The organism is Sphingomonas sp. MJ1 (PH-R8) (genome assembly GCF_048058635.1).
Classification (GTDB): Bacteria; Pseudomonadota; Alphaproteobacteria; order Sphingomonadales; family Sphingomonadaceae; genus Sphingomonas.
This window is the reverse complement of sequence record NZ_JBBEFX010000007.1, coordinates 1-18189: the sequence shown is the minus strand read 5'-3', so window position 1 is coordinate 18189 and position 18189 is coordinate 1. Positions and strand designations below refer to the sequence as shown.

Sequence of the window (18189 nt, the reverse complement as noted above, 5' to 3'; positions counted from 1 at the left end):
CGCGCGCTTCCCCAAAGTGTCACGCCTCCGCAACCGAAGTGTCGCGCGCGCTGCTTAGTGGCCGCGGCAGATTTGGGGAGCATTTTCGATGACGATCAACCGCCGCGGCGCCCTGTCCCTGCTGGGGACGGGCCTCGCCCTGACGTTGCCCGCAGGCGCCGGCGCGGCACCGGCCACGGGCCGCTTCGACCATGGTGTCGCGAGCGGCGATCCCGCCGCAGACGGCGCGATCCTGTGGACGCGAGCCACCCCGCCCGCCGGGTCCAACGCCGACGTTCCGCTACGCTGGCACGTAGCCCCGGCCGCAGACGCAGCGCCGATCGCCTCCGGCGAGGTCGTGGCCCGCGCGGCACGCGATTTCACCGTCAAGGTCGCGGCCAGCGGCCTTTCCGCCGGCACCGAATATTGGTTCTGGTTCACGAGCGGAGACGGCACGCGCTCGCCGGTCGGCCGCTTCCGCACGCTCCCGACCGGCGCGACGGCGGAACTGGTGTTCGCGGTGGTCTCCTGCCAGCTCTATCCGGGCGGGCTCTACAACGCCTATGACGCGATCGCGCGCAGCGACCGGCTCGACGCGGTGCTTCACCTGGGCGACTATATCTATGAATATGGCGCGGAAGGATATGGCGCGGAGATGGGCGCCAAGCTCGGTCGCCTCCCCGAGCCGCGGCACGAGATCCTGACGCTCGCCGATTACCGCCTCCGCCACGCGCAGGTGAAGCGCGACCCGGACATGCAGGCAGCCCACGCCCGCGCCGCCTTCATCTGCGTGTGGGACGATCATGAGGTTGCCAACGACAGCTGGATGCACGGCGCCGAGAACCACGACGCCGGCACCGAGGGCGACTGGGAAAAGCGCAAGGCGGCAGCAATGCAGGCCTATTTCGAATGGATGCCGATCCGCGAACCGCGCCCGGGCGAGCCGTGGGACGCGATCAACCGCAGCTTCGAATTCGGCGACCTAGCGACCCTGGCGATGGTCGAGACCCGCCTTCTCGCCCGCGCGCGCCAGGTCGCGGCCAAGGGCGCGGCTCCTACCCAAGCCGATTATGCGCCGATGATGGCGGAGCGTGCGCGCGCCGATCGGGAGTTGCTGGGCCCGCGTCAGCAGCGCTGGCTCGAGGGAGTGCTTGCAGCCTCGGTGAAGGCGGGCAAGCCGTGGCAGGTGCTGGGCAACCAGGTGGTGATGGCGCGCGTCGCTGGCCCCAACGTCGAGCGCCAGCTCGGCGCGGAACGCTACGCGGCGATGATGGCGAAGATGCCCGCCGCCTATCGCGAGCGGATGGCCGCGGCGCTCGCCTCCTATCGTGCCGGCCTGCCGTTCAACTTCGACAGCTGGGACGGCTATCCGGCCGCGCGCGAGCGGCTGTACGCCAGCTTCCGCCGGGCAGGGTCGCGGCCGATCGTGCTGTCCGGCGACAGCCACGCCGCCTGGGCCAACGACCTCCACGACCAGAAGGGCACGCTTGCCGCGGTCGAGTTCGGCGCCACCGCGATCAGCAGCCCTTCCTACGGTTCGCTGCTACCGGGCATCGGCCGGCTGATCGCGGACGCGAACGAGGAAGTGCAGTTCTGCGATCAGGACAACAAGGGCTTCCTCCGCCTGACGCTCACGCGGGAGGCGGCGGTCGCGGAGTTCGCGACCGTCTCCACCATCGTCGCCAAGCCCTACACGACCGCGGTGGCCGCCCGTTTCCGGGCGACCTCCCGCGGGCCGCTCCAGCGCTTGGCCTGAGCGGGCCCGGCGGCGGGGACACTCCGCCGCCGGCCGCGATCAGATGCCGGTCGCGTACAGGCTGTGGTGGGTGAGGATGTAGAGCGTCCGCCGGTCCGGGCCGCCCAATAGCAGTTGCAGCGGCCGCTCCGGCACGTCGATCCTCCGCTGCAGGCGCGAGTCCGGGCCGTAGACGAACACCTGCCCGTTCGCGACATAGAGGTTGCCGGCAGCATCCCGGGCCACGCTCTCGCCGCCGCGATCCGCCACGATCTTAAGGTCGGTCATCCGGCCGCTTTCGGCCACCCGGCCGCTGTAGGTCCGGTTCTCCGATGCGTTGGTGACGACCACCCGGCCCTCGGCATCGGCCGCGACCAGCCCATAGGCGTCGAGGGTGTCCGACCAGCGCCACCCGCGATGATCGTCCGGCCCCTGGTTCCACACGCGGAAGGCCGGCAGCACCAGCGATCCGTCCGGGGAGACATATTCCTGCGCCTTCGCCTCCCCCAGCTTGTCGACGAAGAAGTGGGACAGCGGCGGGTAGGCGTAGGTCGCGGGATCGATGCGGTCGGCGAACTCGCCATTCGCCCAGACGTTGACCGGGAGCAGGGTCGAGGCGCCGTTGCGCGCGCGGACCGGCGTCGGTGCGATCACGCGGACATCGGCTGGCTTCTTCGGATTGATGCTGAACACCGTCCCGTCCCGACCGGCCGAGGAGAGCACCAGCAGGTCGCCGGAACGATCCACCGCCAGGTTGACCGCGTCGAGCGGCGCGTCGGCGACGATCGTCAGCCCCTCGGGCTTGGACCAGCCGTGGATGCGCTGAAAGAAGCGGTCGATGAAGAAGAGCTTGCCGTTGGCATCCACAGCCCCGCCCGCGATCGAGTAGAAGCCGTCGGCGAGCTTCTCCACGCCCGGCGACACCGGCACCCCGGACTGGGTTGCGGCGACCGTGGGCGCGGCAGGCAGATCGAGGCGCGCGAACTCTCGCTCGCGGACCTCCTGTTGCCGGGTCATGTCCTTGATCGCGTTCTCGAACGGAAACTTGCTGACGCGGGTGAAGGTGCCGCAGCCCTTCGCGTCGCAGCTCGCAAAGCCGCTCTCGGCGTTCACATGGACGTTGCGGAAGCGGATGTCGCCCGAGTTGTAGAGCTTCACCGCCGCATCCATCGGCTTGATCGACCGCGTCACGCGATAGCCGTGGTAGTTGGCGAACAGGATGTTGCGGGAGTTGTGGAATTCGGTCGAGACCGCGTTGACGCCGTCCTGCACCTCCTGCTCGGTCTGCGGCGCCAGGAACTCCCAGTTCTCGACGTTCTTGAGCACGATCTCGGCACGATAGTGGTGCTCGGCCGACAGCTGGTAGACATGCCCCGGCGTCTTGGTGTCCGAAACGTAGAAGCCGGCCGACGCCAGCGTGTTGGGCGACCACAGCGCGGCAAAGGTGCCGCCGCCGCTATCCGTCACCCAGATGCTGGGATATTGCCCGTCGAAGCGCGCACGCGGATCGCCGAAGCCGATCGGGCTGCCCTTGGTCAGCACGGTGCCGCCGCCGCCCTGGATCTTGACGTCGTTGACCTCCGACGCCTCGCCCGCGCGCCACAGCAGCGCCGTCGCGCGCGGGTTCACGCCACCGGTCCACAGCCCGAGGCCGTGGACGATCGCATTGCCACCCTTGGCGCTCTGGATCAGCGCCTTGGGCCCACCGACGCCCATGAACGCCGGCGTCTCGTCCGGCAGGTAGAGATGGGTGAGGCTCGGATGGAGCGCGATCAGCACGCTGTCCGGGCGCAGTTTGAGCGTGTCGGTGACGCGGTACCGCCCCATCGGCAGATACAGCACGCGGTGGCTATCGATGGCACGCTGCAGCGCCGCCGTATCGTCGGTCGTGTCGTCGCCCTTTACGCCGAGGTCGCGGACGTTGGTCCATTGCGACACGGGCGGCAGCGCGCGGATCTTCGCCGCCGGGCGCGCCGGCGTGCGACCGAGCGGCGCCATCTCGACGTCGGTCGCATAGTCGCCGACCGTGCCGAGCCCGGCGAGCTTGAGCCCGTAGGAGAAGTCCTTGACCTGGTAGCGGGCCCCAGACCCGGCCACCGTCTTCCCGCTGTCGCGGAAGCGGGCGAACGTCGGCGTGTTGACCGCCACCGCATCGGCGAAGCCGACTTGGGTGAAGACGTTGTTCTCTTCGGAGATCAGCACGCCCGCGTTCGAGACATTCTCGAACCGCACCTGCTTGCCGAACAGCGAGTCCGAATAGCCGCGGTCGATCTCAATCCCGACCGGCGTGTCGCGGATGGCGACGTTCACCAGCGTCAGGTCGACCTCATGCTCGCGGATCGCGGCATCGCGCTGGCCCTGGAACTCGGAATCGATCAGCGTGAACTGCCAGGCAGGCGATGTCTTTTCCGACATGATGCCATAGCGGCCGCCGTAGAAGCGGAGGTTCTCGAACTCGTTGCCCGCCTGGTAGACCCCCGCGAGCCCGGAGCCGATGTGGAAGTCGACGTGGCGCAGATAGCCGTGCTGCGCGACGCGGAAACGCACCGCGACCGCGCCCGCATTGCCCGCGCCGATGCGGAAATCCACGTTGGACAGCGCCGAGTAAAAGGTGCTCGACGTGGCATCGAAGATGCTGGGATCGAACGGCACGCTGGTGCGCGGCGGCACCGGCGCCTTGCCGACACGATATTGATCCTCGCCTGTGAAGGCCACCATCGCCGCGACGCCCGAGCCGAAGCCGGCGGTGTTGTCGCCCAGGATGATTTCCGGACGAGTGACGCCGACGCCGAACACCCGCACGGCGGACTTCACGAAGATGGTGCGGCTGATGCGGTATCGGCCGGAGGGAAGGAAGACCACGCCCCCGTGACCGCCTTCCGCTGCGGCATCGATCGCCTGCTGGATCGCCGCACTATCGTCTGCGCGTCCGTCGCCGACGCCCCGGACGGTGATCGCACGCGGGTCGTCGGGAGCCTGGAGGTAGACCGATGATGACTTTGCCAGAACCGGGGCGGGCAGCATCAATGCCGCCGCGCCGAGCAGCCAGGTCGCCTTCATCCATCATCTCCCTCTGTTCTGGTATCGTTATCATTTTCGCACGGACGGAAGCGCCGAATGCAGCCGGGTTCCGGCCCGTGCGTAGCGGTGATCTCAGGAAAGGTGGTGGGCCAGCGCCTGTGCGGCGATCGCCACCTGGGTACGGTTGCGCACGTTCAGCTTGCGCATCAATGCGGTCATGTGCGCCTTCACTGTCGCCTCGGCGATGCCAAGGTCGAAGGCGATCTGCTTGTTGAGTAGCCCTGAGTGGACACCGCGCAGAACCTTGATCTGCGTAGGTGTCAGTTGCGCCAGACCGAACTCGGCCGCGTGGCTCGCGAGCGGTTCGGATCGGCGAGTCTGTTGGGCGGTCCCTCCCATCGACATCCTCCTCCTGGTCGGCTTCTTTGGCCTTGTCCGACCGGACGCGCGGTCCAGGCGGCCTCTTGGTCCAGCGCTCCACTCTTGTGGATTCGGTTGGACAGGTTTTGAGTATGATCCCTCTATTTGGGCCTGATCAAGCCTTTTTCATTGCTGATCCGCAAAAACCTGTCCTACAGCTATAGGCGGAAGGCAAAATGCCGCCAGACCCTTGGGAGGGATGTCGATGGCCGAAGCGCTGGTTTCTCGCGCGTATTTCCACGGGCTCGCAGGATGACCGGCGAAGACCTTCGCCTGATCGGCGCGGCGCTGGGCGGCATTCTGCTGGCGGTGCTGATGATCGTGCGCGGCCGCCTCCACCCCTTCATCGGTCTGCTCTGCGGCGCGTTCACCGTCGGTCTGCTCGCAGGCCTTCCCCTGCCGGAAACTGCCAAGGCGGTGCAGAAGGGCGTCGGCGACATCATCGGCGGCACCGGCCTGGTCGTGGCGCTCGGCCTGTCGCTCGGCGCGATGCTGCATCTGTCGGGCGGCGCCGCCACGCTGGCGAAGGGGGCGCTACAGCTCACGGGCGCCCGCGCCGCACCCTGGGCTACTCTGGGCATCGCGATCGTCATCGGCCTGCCGCTGTTCTTCGAGACGGGCCTGGTGCTGTTGCTGCCGATCGTGGTCGCGGCAGCCGAAACGATGGCGGGCGACGATCCAGCGGAACGGGATGCGGCCAAGCTGCGCCTGATCATGCCGGCGCTCGCAGGCCTGGGCGTCGTCCACGCGCTGGTGCCCCCGCATCCTGGTCCGCTGCTCGCCGTCGAGGCGCTGGGCGCCGACCTCGGCCGCACGATGCTCTACGGCATCGTAATCGCGATCCCGACGGCGATCGTGGCAGGGCCGATGCTGGCAAAGGTCACCGCACGCGGCGTGCGGCTGGAGGCGCCGGTTCTCACCGACCACCGGCTGGACATCGCGACACCCGGGCGCGGGAGCGCACTGCTCATCGTGCTTCTTCCTGTCGTCCTGATCGCCGCGGGCGAGATCGGGCAGATGCTGCCCGGGCTGCGCGGCAACACGGCGCTTGCCGCCGCGAGCAACCCGGTCGTGGCGTTGCTGATCGCCAACCTCCTCGCGCTGCCGCTGCTGTTCGGACGGCGCCTGCGCGAGGCAGCGATCCAGGACGCGGTCTGGTTCGAAACCATGGGTGCTGCCGGTGCGATCCTGCTCGCGATCGGTGCGGGCGGCGCGCTCAAGCAGGTGCTGGTGACGGCCGGCCTGTCGGACCTGCTCGCGCGGGTCGTGCTGATGTACGCCATCTCGCCGCTGCTGCTCGGCTGGCTGATCGCGGTCGGCATCCGCCTGGCCGCCGGTTCGGCGACCGTGGCGACGATCACTGCGGTGGGCATCATGCCGGGTGTGGTCGCCGGTTCCGGCGTCTCCCCCGAACTGGTGGTGCTGGCGGTGGGCGCCGGATCGGTGTTCTTCAGCCATGTGAACGACCCCGGCTTCTGGCTGGTTAAGAGCTATGTCGGCACCAGCACCGCCGACACGTTCCGCACCTGGTCGCTGCTCGAAACGGCCATTTCGGTGGTCGGCCTCCTGCTGGTCCTGGCCCTCAGCTATGTGGTCTGATCGCAGGCAGAGCCGGGCTGCACACCGGGTGGGGGATCGCCCATGAGCGAAGGACGCCTGGCGGATCGCGCCTATACGGAGATCGTCCGGATCATCAACGCCCAGGGGATGGTGAGCGGCGACCGCCTACCCTCCGAGGCGCGGCTGGCCGACCTGTTCGGCATGTCGCGCACCATCGTGCGCGAGGCGCTCGCCCGCCTCGCTTCCGACGGGATCACCGAGGCACGCCGCGGTGCCGGCTCCTATGTGAAGCGGCGACCGTCGGACCGGCTCGGCTCGCACATGCCGATGGATGCTCTGGCGGCGACGCTGGGCACATACGAGGTCCGCTTCGTGTTGGAGGCGGAGGCGGCACGGCTGGCCGCCCAGCGGCGTTCGCACCAGCAACTGGAGACGATCGAGCGGGCGCTGAGCGCGCTGCGCGCCGCGCTCCTCTCGAACGCGCCCGCGCATGACGAGGACTGGCTTCTTCACCGCAGCATCGCGGAGGCCACCGGCAACGCGGCGTTCCCGCCGGTCTTCGATCACCTGCAGGATGCGGTGATGCAGATCCTGCGCGCAGGCGTCGAAATCTCGCGCGCCCGCCCGCCCGAGGTGATCGGCGCGATGATGGACGAGCATGACGCGATCGTGGACGCGATCCGCGCCCGCGACGCCGATGGTGCAGCGCTCGCCATGCGGTGGCATCTGTCGCAAGGGCGCAAGCGACTGATGCCGTGAGCGCCGCTCCTGCCTCAGCGGGACGCGGGCGCCATGTCGAGCCACGCACGAACCTCGGCGCACAGCCTTTCCGGCGCCAGCGCCGCATCCAGCGCCAAGGCGCGCTCGTCCGGCCCGGGACGCTCCAGCGTCGCCAACTGGCTGTCGAGCAGGCTGGGCGGCATGTAATGGCCATCCCGGGTCGCCATGCGCCGCGCGATCTCCTCGCGAGCGGTGTCGAGCAGGACGAAGTACATCGGCACCGCCGACGTCGCGGCCAGCCGCTCGCGATAGGCGCGCTTCAGCGCCGAACAGGCTGCGATGGCGATCCCCTTAGTCGAGCTTGCCTCGCCGATCGCGTGGCCCAGCCGTTCGAGCCAGGGCCAGCGATCTTGATCGGTCAGAGGCTGGCCGGCCCGCATCTTCGCGACGCTCGCGGCCGAGTGAAAGGCATCGCCCTCCAGCACGGGGCAGCCGAGTTCGGCCCCCAGCTTGACCGAGAGCGTGGTCTTGCCCGTACCGCTCACCCCCATCACGACGACCGCGCGCGGTCGATCGATCCCTTGCCGTTGTGCCTGCACGCCAGTGCCCTCAGCTTTGGCCGGCCGGCCGTGTTGCACGGGCGGTATTGGGTCTGGCTGCCTGCTTGACCATTGCGACCTTGGTCGAGGTCGCCACCCTTGGGACCGCCAACTATCCAGGCCGGCACACTCGCGCAGCGATCAAGGAACGCATCGCCATGACAGCCAGCACCGCCCTTCGTCTGTTCCCGGCGCTGCTGCTCGCCGGCACTGCCCTGCCGGCACTGGCGGCGCCCGGCTCGACCTCCGTCTACGCCACCGCACCGAACGACCCGCGCGCAATCACCGTGTCGGCGCAGGGCGATGGCACCACCGACGACAGCGCCGCGATTCAGCAGGCGATCGACGCGGCCGCGGGCCAGGGCGGCGGCGGTCTCGTGTTCCTTCCTCCGGCCGGTACCGGATCACCCGTACGCTGTATGTCTGGCCGGGCGTGCGCCTGTTCGGGGTCGGCAAGAAGCGGCCGGTCTTCGTGCTGGCACCCAACACGCCCGGCTTCCAGAGCGGCGTCGGCAACATGATCTTCTTCACCGGCAACCGCCCCGCACCCGACGGGGCGGGTCCGCGCGTACCCGTGCCGCCACCCACCAGCGTTCCCTTCAATCCCGGCATCGCGGACGCCAATTCCGGCACCTTCTACTCGGCCATGGCGAACGTCGACTTCGAGATCGGCAGCGGCAATCCGGCAGCGACCGCGGTTCGCTTCCACACCGCCCAGCACACTTATCTGAGCCACATCGACTTCCACCTCGGCTCCGCCCTCGCCGGCATCTACCAGGTCGGAAACCTCGGTCAGAACCTGCGCTTCTTCGGGGGCCGCTATGGCATCCTCACCGAGAAACCCTCGCCGGCCTGGCAATACACGCTGCTGGACTCGAGCTTCGAAGGACAGCGTGACGCCGCAATCCGCGAGCACGAGGCAGGCCTCACGCTGGTCAACACCAGCTTCCGCAACGTGCCAGTCGGGATCGAAATCGACCGCGGCTATGGCGACTGGCTGTGGGGCAAGGACGTCCGCTTCGAGAATGTCTCGCAAGCCGGCGTCATCATCAGCAACGAAGGCAATGCGTACACGCAGGTTGGCTTCGACAATGCCGTGGCGACGGGTACGCCCGTCTTCGCGCGCTTTCGCGACAGCGGCCAGACGGTGGCCGGCAAAGGGAGCCGCTACCGCGTGCGCGAGTTCACCTATGGGCTGACCGTGCCGGCGCTGGGCGCGACCGGCAGCTACGCGACGCGCATGGATGCCGCGCCGCTCTCGGGCACCCCGCGTCGCCGCGATCACGCGATCCGCCTGCTGCCACCGGTCGCCGACTGGGTGAACGTGCGGGACCTGGGGGTGCGCGGGGACAATGCGACCGACGACACCGCCGCGATCCAGCGCGCGATCGACAGCCGCCGGGTGCTCTACTTTCCGGCCGGCTTCTATCGCGTCTCCGACACGCTGAAGCTGCGCCCCGACAGCGTGCTGATCGGCCTGCATCCCAGCATGACGCAGATCGTCCTGACCGAGGACAGTGCGCCCTTCCGAGGCGTCGGCAGCCCGCGCGCACTGATCGAGAGCGCGAAAGGCGGGGACGCGATCGTCTCCGGCCTCGGCCTGTTCACGGGCGGCACCAATCCGCGTGCGACGGCGCTGTTATGGCGCGCCGGCGAACGATCGCTGGTAGACGACGTCAAGTTCCAGGGCGGTCACGGCACCTTCCTCGCCGACGGCAGCCGCTTCGATCCCTATAACGCCAACCACACGGCCGACCTCGACCCCAAGAAGCGCTGGGACGGCCAATATGCCAGCCTATGGGTCACCGACGGCGGCGGCGGCACCTTCAACGGGCTGTGGACGCCCAACACCTATGCCCAGGCGGGGCTCTACGTGTCGGACACCAGCACGCCGGGCTACGTCTACCAGATGTCGGCCGAGCATCACCGCCGCGCCGAGATCGTGCTCGACCGCGTCCGCAACTGGCAGTTCCTGGCGCCGCAGACGGAGGAGGAGGCGGGCGAGAGCCGGGACGCGGTGGCGCTGGAGGTCCGCAATTCGCGCGACATCCTCTTTGCCAATCTGCACGCCTATCGAGTCACCCGCTCGCTCCAGCCCGCGCCCGCAGCCGTGACGCTGGAGGGTTCGAGCGGCATCCGCTTCCGCAACGTGCACGTGAATGCCGAGAGCGGCTTTGCCACCTGCGACGGCAACGGGTGCGGGACCTACCTGCGCGCCAGCAAATACCCGTATGAGGACGCGATCGTCGACGTGACTCGCCGCGCCGCGGTGCGCGAACGCGAGTTTGCGGTGCTCGACGTGACGGAGGCGCCGGCACCGGCAGCCAGCCCCTCGCTCGCGCCGGTACGCATGCTGGCGGACGGCTTCTATTCGCTCGGCGGTGGCGCCGTGGACCCGGCGGGCAAGCTCTATTTCGTCGACCGTCAGTTCCAGCGCATCCATGGCTGGTCGGAGAAGGAGGGGCTGTCGATCGTCGCCGACGCGCCGCTCGATCCGGTCAACCTCACGGTCGACCGCTCCGGTAAGCTGATGGTGCTGTCGTCCGCCGGCCCGGCCGCGACGGTGTACAGCATCGATCCCGCGGCTCCCCAGGCGCCGCGGATCATCGCGCCGACTCCCGCCTCCGCCGCCACGGGCGGGCGTATCGCCCTGCCGGCGAGCTTCTGGAACAACGGCGAGTTCCGCGACCAATATGATCCCGCGACCGACCGCTTCACGACGCTGGCAGAGATGTTCGCGCGCGACATGGCACTGCCCAAGCCGCTGGAATATCGCTCGCCCGACGGAAGCATCGCGCTTCCTGCCTACCGCGTCTGGCAGCAGGGTCCGGCCGATCACCGGGGCTGGCGGTTCTCGGACACGCTCGACACCTATGGCTTCGTCCACGGCACGGTGGGTTCCCGCGTCTATGTCGCGAACGGCTCCGAGGATCGTACCTACAGTGGCCTCCTGGGCGCGGGCGGCGCGGTCACCGACCTCAAGCCCTTTGCGCCGCGCGGCGGCGAAAGCGTGGCCGTGGGGCCGGACGGGCGCGTCTACGTCGCGAACGGCGAGATCTTCGTCTACGGCCCCGACGGGCGCGAGCAAGGGCGCATCGACGTGCCGCAGCGTCCGCTCCAACTGCTGTTCGGCGGCCCGGACGGCGCCACGCTGTTCATCCTCGCCCATCATGCGCTGTTCGCGGTGCGGCCCTGACCGGCCCCTTCGACTTTGGTCGTAGATGCTGCGCCTGCCGGCATCGGATAGAATGCACGCACACGGACACGACGCCACGCCGGACCACCGGCACGCGCCGGCACCAAGGAGGGGATGGATGATGGGCAAGGTCCTTCGCGATCGTCGTTGCAAGACACGTGCGTATGATAACGTTACCAGCTTTGCGGTGCTTGCGGCCTTGCTCGCAGGCGCACCTGCCCTGGCGCAGCAGCAGACGCCCCCCAACGAGCCTCAGGACCAGACCGACACCACCGCGACACCCGCCGACCCGGGCATCACCGGCTCGACCGCGGCCCAGCCGGAGGCATCGCCCACCGAGGTCGTCGTGACCGGCACCCGTATCACTACCGGCTTCAACGCGCCGACCCCCACGACCGTGATCGGCGAGGACCAGCTCCAGAAGAACGCGCAGCCCAACATCTTCAACGCGATCGCGCAGCTGCCGTCGCTGCAGGGCTCGACCGGCGCTTCCACGGGCACGTTCAGCACGTCGAGCGGCACCCAGGGCCTCAGCTCCTTCTCGCTGCGCGGCCTCGGCCCCATCCGCACGCTGACCCTGCTCGACGGCCAGCGGGTCGTCGGCGCGAACGTGACGGGGGTTCCCGACATCAGCATGTTCCCGCAGCTGCTGGTCAAGCGTGTGGACGTCGTGACCGGCGGCGCCTCCGCCTCCTACGGCTCGGACGCGGTCGGCGGCGTCGTCAACTTCATCACCGACACCCGGTTCGAGGGCTTCAAGGCGAACGTCCAGGGCGGCATCACCAACTATGGCGATGACGAACAGGTGCTCGTGCAGGGAGCCTATGGCACCGCCCTGCTCGACGACCGCCTGCACCTGATCGTCAGCGGCGAGTTCGACCATGAGGGCGGCGTCGGCGCTGGCAACTTCGGCACGGACCTGGCGGGTGGCCGCAACTGGTACCGGGCGACGACGCTGCTCAACACGGGAATAACCGACAACGGGCTCCCGCAGTTCAACTATCGCGACTATGCGCAACCCTATCAGTACGCGCTCTACGGCCTCATCAACAACGGGCCGCTTCAGGGGATCGCGTTCGACCAGAACGGTACGCCCTACAACTTCAACTATGGATCGGGCGGCACGCCCACGGGCACCGGCCGCGTCACCAATTGCTATCCTGGCAACAGCTTCTGCGTCGGCGGTGACCTCTCCGGTGCACCGGGATCAGGCGCGTCGCTGAAATCCGAACTCGAACGCCTGAACGGCTTCGGCCGCATCGGCTTCGACTTCGCCGAGGACAACGAGGTCTACCTCACCGTCAACGTGGCGCAGGTGAAGACCTCCAACCAGCCCAGCCCCGGCTACAATCGGCCCAACCTGACCGTGCAGTGCGCCAACGCATTCCTGCCGCAGCTGGTACGCGATCGTTGCGCGGCCGCGGGGATCACCCAGTTCAACTTCGGCACCAGCAACGGCAGCTTCCCCGACCCCCTGGTCCGCACCGATCGCCGGCAATACCGCTTCGTCGGCGGCCTGAAGGGCAAGTTCGACATCGGCGGTAGCGACTGGACCTATGATGCCTATTACGAACACGGCATCACCATGTCGGACATCGATGTCGACGACATCGTGCTGCAGAACCGCTATGTCGCCGCGACCAACGCGATCACCCTGAACGGAGCGGTCGTCTGCGCCGATCCTGCGGCACGGGCCGCAGGATGCCAGCCGATCAACATCTTCGGCGGCTTCGCCCCATCCGCCGCAGCGCTTGCCTATATCACGCCCGAGAACGGCCCGTTCCAGCACACCAAGCTGACCCAGGATGTCGCGAGCCTCAACTTCTCCGGCGCGCCCGTTGAGCTGTGGGCTGGTCCTTTGTCGGTGGCGTTCGGTGCAGAGTACCGGCGCGAATATTATCGCGTGCGTGCCGACCCCTATGGCGCCGGCGTCATGGACGTGAGCCGCAACAGCCCCGAATACCCCGCCGACCCGCTGCTCAACGCGGACCAGGGAAGCAACTGGGCGGCCGGCAACTACAAGAACGGCAGCGGCAAGTACGACGTGTATGAGGGCTTCCTGGAGGTCAACCTACCCCTGTTCGACAGCCCCTCGATCGGGCGTGCGAACCTGAACGCCGCCGGCCGCGGCACCCATTACAGCACGTCCGGCACCGTCTGGGCATGGAAGGTCGGCGGCACCTGGGACACGCCGCTGGAGGGCCTGCGGCTCCGCGCCGTCACCTCGCGCGACGTTCGCGCTCCCAACCTATCGGAGCTGTTCGCCGCGCCGACGGTCACCACGGTGCCGAACTTCACCGACCCGTTCCGCAATCGCGCTGTCCAGATCTTCCAGAACACCATCGGCAATCCCGACCTGAAACCGGAGATCGCCCGCAATACCGAAGTCGGCATCGTGCTCTCGCGCCCGTCGTGGCTGCCCGGCTTCAGCCTCTCGCTCGACTATTACAACATCAAGCTCGACGGGGTCGTCTCGACCCTCAGCCCGGACCAGATCGTCCGCTTCTGCTTCGAGGGCAACCAGGCCTTTTGCGGCGGCTTCGAGCTCAACAGCCCCGTTCAAGGCGGCAACTTCGTCAACGTCCAGCCGTTCAATCTCGCCTCCTGGAAGACGAGCGGCTTCGACATCGAGGCGAGCTACCAATGGACCCAGCCGCTCGGCCTGCCCGGCAGCTTCACCGTCCGGGCGCTGGGCACCCACGTGCGGGAATTTCTGGTCAACGCGGGCATCGCGGGCGTCGCGACGGTCGACCAGGCCGGTGCCAACACCGGCGCCACGCCGGACTGGAAATGGCTCGCGGTCCAGACCTACGAAAACGACCGCTTCAGCCTCACCCTCCAGGAGCGCTGGTTCTCGGATGGGGTGTTCGGCAACCAGTATGTGGCCTGCATCTCGGACTGCCCGGTTTCCACCGGAAACAATCCGACCATCGACTACAACCGGATGAAGGGCGCCTTCTACCTGGACATCGGCGGCTCGTACAACGTGACCAAGGAGGTCACGACCTTCTTCAAAGTCGACAATGTGTTCGACCATGATCCGGCACCGTCGCCGCAGACCAACACCGGCCTCGACGTCAATCCCGCGCTCTATGACACGCTCGGTCGCATCTATCGTCTGGGCGTGCGGATGCGCTTCTGACCGCTTCCCCGGGGTTCCCCCGACCCCGCCACTGCAGACGGCAGCCTCAAGCGCTTCGGCCCTTGAAGCTGCCGTTTTTGTCAGTTCGCGAGGTAGCTGATCGTGGTGATGCGATGCAGCACCGCGACCGGGCCTGCGGGCGTCGTGTACGCGCCCTCGTCCTTGAGCGCCGCCGTCAGCAGATACCGCCCCTTCGCGCCGGCCGGCGCCGTCACTTCGCCCTTGGCATCGGTGACCAGCTTCTGCGTCGACTTGTCGGGTGCGATCAGCGTGACTTCGTTCCCGGCAACCGGCTTGCCGTCGCGTACCAGGCGGAAGCGGTCGGCGCCCGCCGTGGCAGGCACGAACTCGAACGGAAGGGCAGCCCGCGTCTCGGTCCGCCCCGCGCGGGCGTAATAGACCACCGACTCCTGCTTGCCCGGCTCGCCCCAGGGCGCGAACACCGTGTCGTCCCACGCGCGCACGTCCCCTGCGGGAAGCGCCGCTTCCAGATAGCCGGTCTTGCGCTCCAACCGGGCATTCGGCGCCTTCAGCAACTTGGGCGCCTTCAGCTTGGCGAACTCCGGATCGCCGCCCGCGGGCATCGCCTCGGCGGGTTCCCCCAGGTAGATGCGCGCGGGACCGTCGCCGTCGCGCTCGATCCAGACTTCATGCGCCTGAGCCGCCGTCGAGAGACCCAGCAGCAGGGCGGCGAACAGCATCTTCTTCATGGCAGAGGGTCCTTTCGAGAAAGCGAGGGCGCTCACGGGTAGGTGAGCCGGATGGTCGCGAACACCGTGCGCGGGCTGCCGTAGTAGTTGCCGCGCCCGGTGGAGGAGATGCGCGAATAATAGCTGCGGTCGAGTAGGTTGTTCGCGTTGATCGAGAAGGAAAGCTGGTCGTTGACCTTGTAGCCGGCACGCAGGTCGAGCACCGCATAGGCTCCCTGGCGCACGACGGTGGAGATCGTCGGCTGTCCGTTCGCGCCGATGATCGACGGCGTGCCGCCGGAAGTCTCGCTGAACCACGTCAGCCCGCCGCCGACGCTGGCGCCCGCCAGCACCCCGTCCTGCGGGGCATAGTTGGTGAAAACCTTGATCATGTGCTTCGGGATGATCGGCGTCAGCGACAGCCCCTCGAACTGCGGCTGGGTGTCCTCCAGATACTCGGTCTTGGTATAGGTATAGCCGCCGTTGATCCGCCAGCCAGGCAGGATTTCGCCGGTCGCCTCCGCCTCGATCCCGCGTGCGCGGACCTTGCCGACCTGCAGCACGATTGTCGGCTCGTCGGCCGGGTTGAACAGTCGGTTGCTCTGCGTGAGCTGATAAACCGCCGCCGAAAGCAGCAGCCGATTGTCCATCAGCGCCAGCTTGGTGCCCAGCTCATATTGGTCGCCGATCAGCGGCTTGACGGGTTCGCGATCCGGACGCGTGCGGCCGGCCGGTGCCGACTGCGGCGTGAAGCTGTCCGCATAGCTGCCGTAGACGTTGAGGTTCGGGGTGACGTCCCACACGATGCCCGCATAGGGCGTGAGCTGCGCATCCACGCCCGTGGAGCGCGGTGCGGCCGGAGTGGGCAGCAGGGTCTCCGTCGTCTGCTCCCACCAGGTGAGGCGGCCGCCGCCGACCAGCGTCAGCCCCTCGACCGGCTGTAGCCGCATCTGGCCGTAGAGGCCGTACTGCTCGACGAGCGTGCTGGTGCCGCCATAGGATTGCAGGACGCAATTGACCGGCGCGGGCGTGATCGGCGTGCTGGTGTTCGGGCAGGTCGCGTTGCTCCCCTGCACCGGATAGTAGGGCAGCGGGCCGTAGGGGTTGAGCGGCGGTTCGGTCGGCGAAACCGGATCGAACACGTTGATGCGCGCATAGTTAGAAAGCCGCGTGAAATAGCTGTCATAATCCGACGCCTGATAGTCGGCGCCCAGGATCAGCGTCTGCTCGCGCCCGAACAGGGGGAAGCTGCCGACGCCGTTCATGTCGAACGACCGCGTCTTGGCGAAATTGTCGCCGCGATAGGCGATGTGGCTGGTGTTGCCGCCGTTGGCAGGCGTCACTGCCTGGTTGCCGATGTAGCTGTAGACGTCGATCCGGTCGACGTCGGTCATCAGCCCGGTCGCGCGCAGCGTCCAGCGGTCGCTCACCCGGTGCGTCAGCTCGGCATAGGCGGTCCAGGTCTCCGAGCGGAAGCGGTTCCAGTCGGCACCCAGATAGGTCGAGCGGTCGACATCGAGCAGGCGGCCCTCGCTGCCGTCGGCACCGCCGGCATAGCCCGGAAGGCCGGACTGGATCGCCGGCTTGAACCGGTCATAGCTCCCCCCGATCGTCAGGGTCGTCCGATCGCCGATCTCGATCGCGGTGATGCCATAGAAGCCAAGCCGGTTGCGGTGCGCAACGTCGAAGAACTGGTCCTGGTCCTGCAGCATGCCGCCCACGCGTACCCCGGCGCGATCGCCGAGCGGGGCGGAAACGTCGAGCTCAAGCCGCAGATTGTCGTAGCTGCCATAGCCGGCCGAGGCCTGAACCTTGAACGCTTCCAGCGGCCGCTTGCGCACCAGGTTGATGCTGCCGGCCGGATTGCCCGATCCGCTGAACAGGCCGGCAGGCCCACGCAGCACTTCCAGCCGGTCATAGGCGAACAGGTCCGGCACCACCCCCGGGAAGCCGAACGACAGCGTCGGCACGCCGTCGATCAGGTAGTTGGTGATCGCAAAGCCGCGCGACATGAAGGACGGGTCCTCGCTGCCGATGCCGGTGACGGTGATGCCGTTGGTCGCGGTCATCGCGTCCTCCAGCGTGAACAGGTTCTGCGCCTCGATCTGTTCCCGGTCGATCAGGGTGACCGTGTTGGGCATGTCCTTGAGCGGGGTGACGGTCTTGCCGACCTCGCGGCCGTAGCTCTTGCCGACCACGACCACCTCGTCGCTGCTAGCGTCCTCCGACCGCACCTGCGCGTCGTCGGCAACGGGCGCCGCATGTGCAGTGGCTACGCCCAGGCAGGCGGTGGCGACGCTCGACAACAGGCTCTTCGGCAAACGCATTGGGATCCCCCTTTGATGTTGCGGGGCCTCTAGCCGAAGGCAAGTTGCGAGTCACTAGCAGTATCAACAGAACGAGGGCTAATTTCCCCCCAAGGCTCGTTCGAGCAGTTGCGGCCAACCCGGCGGCGGCGCACAAAGCTCCGTTCCCGATCAGTAGCGGTAGCGGAGTTCCGCCTCCGAACCCGCCGCCACCGTCGGCGACCAGGTGCGGAGCCCGTCCGCTGCCACGGGAGCGTCCCCCTCGATCTTCAGATCCACGTCGGCAGTGCCGACCTGTATCGGTATCTCCAGCGCCACGGGAAACGGATTGGCATTGGTCACGCGGATCCGCGCCTCGCCGGGCTTCTCTGTCCGCTGTTCGACCAGCACCTGCGTGCTGACGCCGGCTCCGATCCGGAAGGTTTCGCCCTCCGCCCGGTCGTCGAGCGCCCCCAGCCCCAGCAGCAGGGTTTCGCCCCCCTGCCGCTCGGCATAAGCCGCCGTGCTCCCGGACGGCAGGGCCAGGCCGAGGCCGGCTTCCTTACGGTTGCGCATCACCAACACCACGGCAGTAGGCATGGGCGAGAGCGCCGCACCGATGGGGATCGGGCGCCGGTAGCGCCGTTCGAAGGGCACGCCCGTACGCCCCAGCAGCGCGACTTGTTTCTGGGCACGGCCCTGAACCGTCACCGGTTCGGGCACGCGATAGAGTTTCAGGTCCCCCAAGTCCTCGGGCGGTGGCGGCGGCGGCGGGCTGACGTGGTTCAGCGAGACTTCCGGCGGCACGCCGTCGATCATCGGCGCGAACGGACAGCCGACGAT

9 protein-coding genes and 2 pseudogenes are annotated in these 18189 nt (G+C 67.9%); 5 read left to right on the top strand and 6 right to left on the bottom strand.

Annotated features, from left to right (window positions below; translation table 11 throughout):
• Nucleotides 1–88: 88 nt before the first annotated feature.
• Nucleotides 89–1735, top strand: a complete 1647-nt coding sequence (locus tag VPH46_RS07945) for an alkaline phosphatase D family protein (protein ID WP_416610292.1) — start codon at nt 89–91, stop codon at nt 1733–1735.
• Between the two features lie 39 nt (nt 1736–1774).
• Here the strand turns inward: VPH46_RS07945 and VPH46_RS07940 are convergent, their stop codons facing one another.
• Together VPH46_RS07940 and VPH46_RS07935 are read right to left on the bottom strand one after the other, a co-directional pair.
• Nucleotides 1775–4774, bottom strand: a complete 3000-nt coding sequence (locus VPH46_RS07940; RefSeq protein WP_416610290.1) for a glycosyl hydrolase family 28-related protein — start codon at nt 4772–4774, stop codon at nt 1775–1777.
• Between the two features lie 93 nt (nt 4775–4867).
• The gene (locus tag VPH46_RS07935) at nt 4868–5134 is read right to left on the bottom strand and encodes a helix-turn-helix domain-containing protein (protein WP_239555229.1); all 267 of its coding nucleotides are present in this window, start codon (nt 5132–5134) and stop codon (nt 4868–4870) included.
• 273 nt (nt 5135–5407) lie between these two features.
• Between VPH46_RS07935 and VPH46_RS07930 the strand changes: the two genes are divergently transcribed.
• Nucleotides 5408–6754, top strand: a complete 1347-nt coding sequence (locus VPH46_RS07930) for a GntP family permease (RefSeq protein ID WP_416610288.1) — start codon at nt 5408–5410, stop codon at nt 6752–6754.
• Nucleotides 6755–6796: 42 nt separating this feature from the next.
• Nucleotides 6797–7474: a FadR/GntR family transcriptional regulator gene (locus VPH46_RS07925; protein ID WP_416610286.1), complete on the top strand. Its 678-nt coding sequence runs from the start codon at nt 6797–6799 to the stop codon at nt 7472–7474.
• 14 nt (nt 7475–7488) lie between these two features.
• Here the strand turns inward: VPH46_RS07925 and VPH46_RS07920 are convergent, their stop codons facing one another.
• A complete protein-coding gene (locus VPH46_RS07920; protein ID WP_416610461.1) occupies nt 7489–7986 on the bottom strand; it encodes a gluconokinase in 498 nt (165 codons plus the stop codon).
• Between the two features lie 206 nt (nt 7987–8192).
• Between VPH46_RS07920 and VPH46_RS07915 the strand changes: the two are divergent.
• Nucleotides 8193–11230: pseudogene (locus VPH46_RS07915) on the top strand (glycosyl hydrolase family 28-related protein).
• A 118-nt stretch (nt 11231–11348) separates the two neighbouring features.
• Nucleotides 11349–14372: a TonB-dependent receptor plug domain-containing protein gene (locus tag VPH46_RS07910; RefSeq protein ID WP_416610285.1), complete on the top strand. Its 3024-nt coding sequence runs from the start codon at nt 11349–11351 to the stop codon at nt 14370–14372.
• Nucleotides 14373–14452: 80 nt separating this feature from the next.
• On the opposite strand, the gene VPH46_RS07905 is transcribed toward VPH46_RS07910, so the two are convergent.
• The 3 genes and pseudogenes from VPH46_RS07905 to VPH46_RS07895 all read right to left on the bottom strand — a co-directional run.
• Nucleotides 14453–15082 carry a DUF4198 domain-containing protein gene (locus VPH46_RS07905; RefSeq protein WP_239434360.1) on the bottom strand — a complete coding sequence of 210 codons (630 nt, stop codon included), beginning with the start codon at nt 15080–15082 and terminating at the stop codon, nt 14453–14455.
• Between the two features lie 32 nt (nt 15083–15114).
• The gene (locus VPH46_RS07900) at nt 15115–17388 is read right to left on the bottom strand and encodes a TonB-dependent siderophore receptor (protein WP_416610283.1); all 2274 of its coding nucleotides are present in this window, start codon (nt 17386–17388) and stop codon (nt 15115–15117) included.
• A 150-nt stretch (nt 17389–17538) separates the two neighbouring features.
• A pseudogene (locus tag VPH46_RS07895) lies at nt 17539–18189 on the bottom strand (hypothetical protein); the annotation flags it as partial.

Bases quoted from the DNA above. Each gene is read 5' to 3' on its own strand.
- VPH46_RS07945 (WP_416610292.1), top strand. From the start codon at position 89: ATGACGATCAACCGCCGCGGCGCCCTGTCCCTGCTGGGGACGGGCCTC.
- VPH46_RS07940 (WP_416610290.1), bottom strand. From the start codon at position 4,774: ATGAAGGCGACCTGGCTGCTCGGCGCGGCGGCATTGATGCTGCCCGCC.
- VPH46_RS07935 (WP_239555229.1), bottom strand. From the start codon at position 5,134: ATGGGAGGGACCGCCCAACAGACTCGCCGATCCGAACCGCTCGCGAGC.
- VPH46_RS07930 (WP_416610288.1), top strand. From the start codon at position 5,408: ATGACCGGCGAAGACCTTCGCCTGATCGGCGCGGCGCTGGGCGGCATT.
- VPH46_RS07925 (WP_416610286.1), top strand. From the start codon at position 6,797: ATGAGCGAAGGACGCCTGGCGGATCGCGCCTATACGGAGATCGTCCGG.
- VPH46_RS07920 (WP_416610461.1), bottom strand. From the start codon at position 7,986: ATGGGGGTGAGCGGTACGGGCAAGACCACGCTCTCGGTCAAGCTGGGG.
- VPH46_RS07910 (WP_416610285.1), top strand. From the start codon at position 11,349: ATGATGGGCAAGGTCCTTCGCGATCGTCGTTGCAAGACACGTGCGTAT.
- VPH46_RS07905 (WP_239434360.1), bottom strand. From the start codon at position 15,082: ATGAAGAAGATGCTGTTCGCCGCCCTGCTGCTGGGTCTCTCGACGGCG.
- VPH46_RS07900 (WP_416610283.1), bottom strand. From the start codon at position 17,388: ATGCGTTTGCCGAAGAGCCTGTTGTCGAGCGTCGCCACCGCCTGCCTG.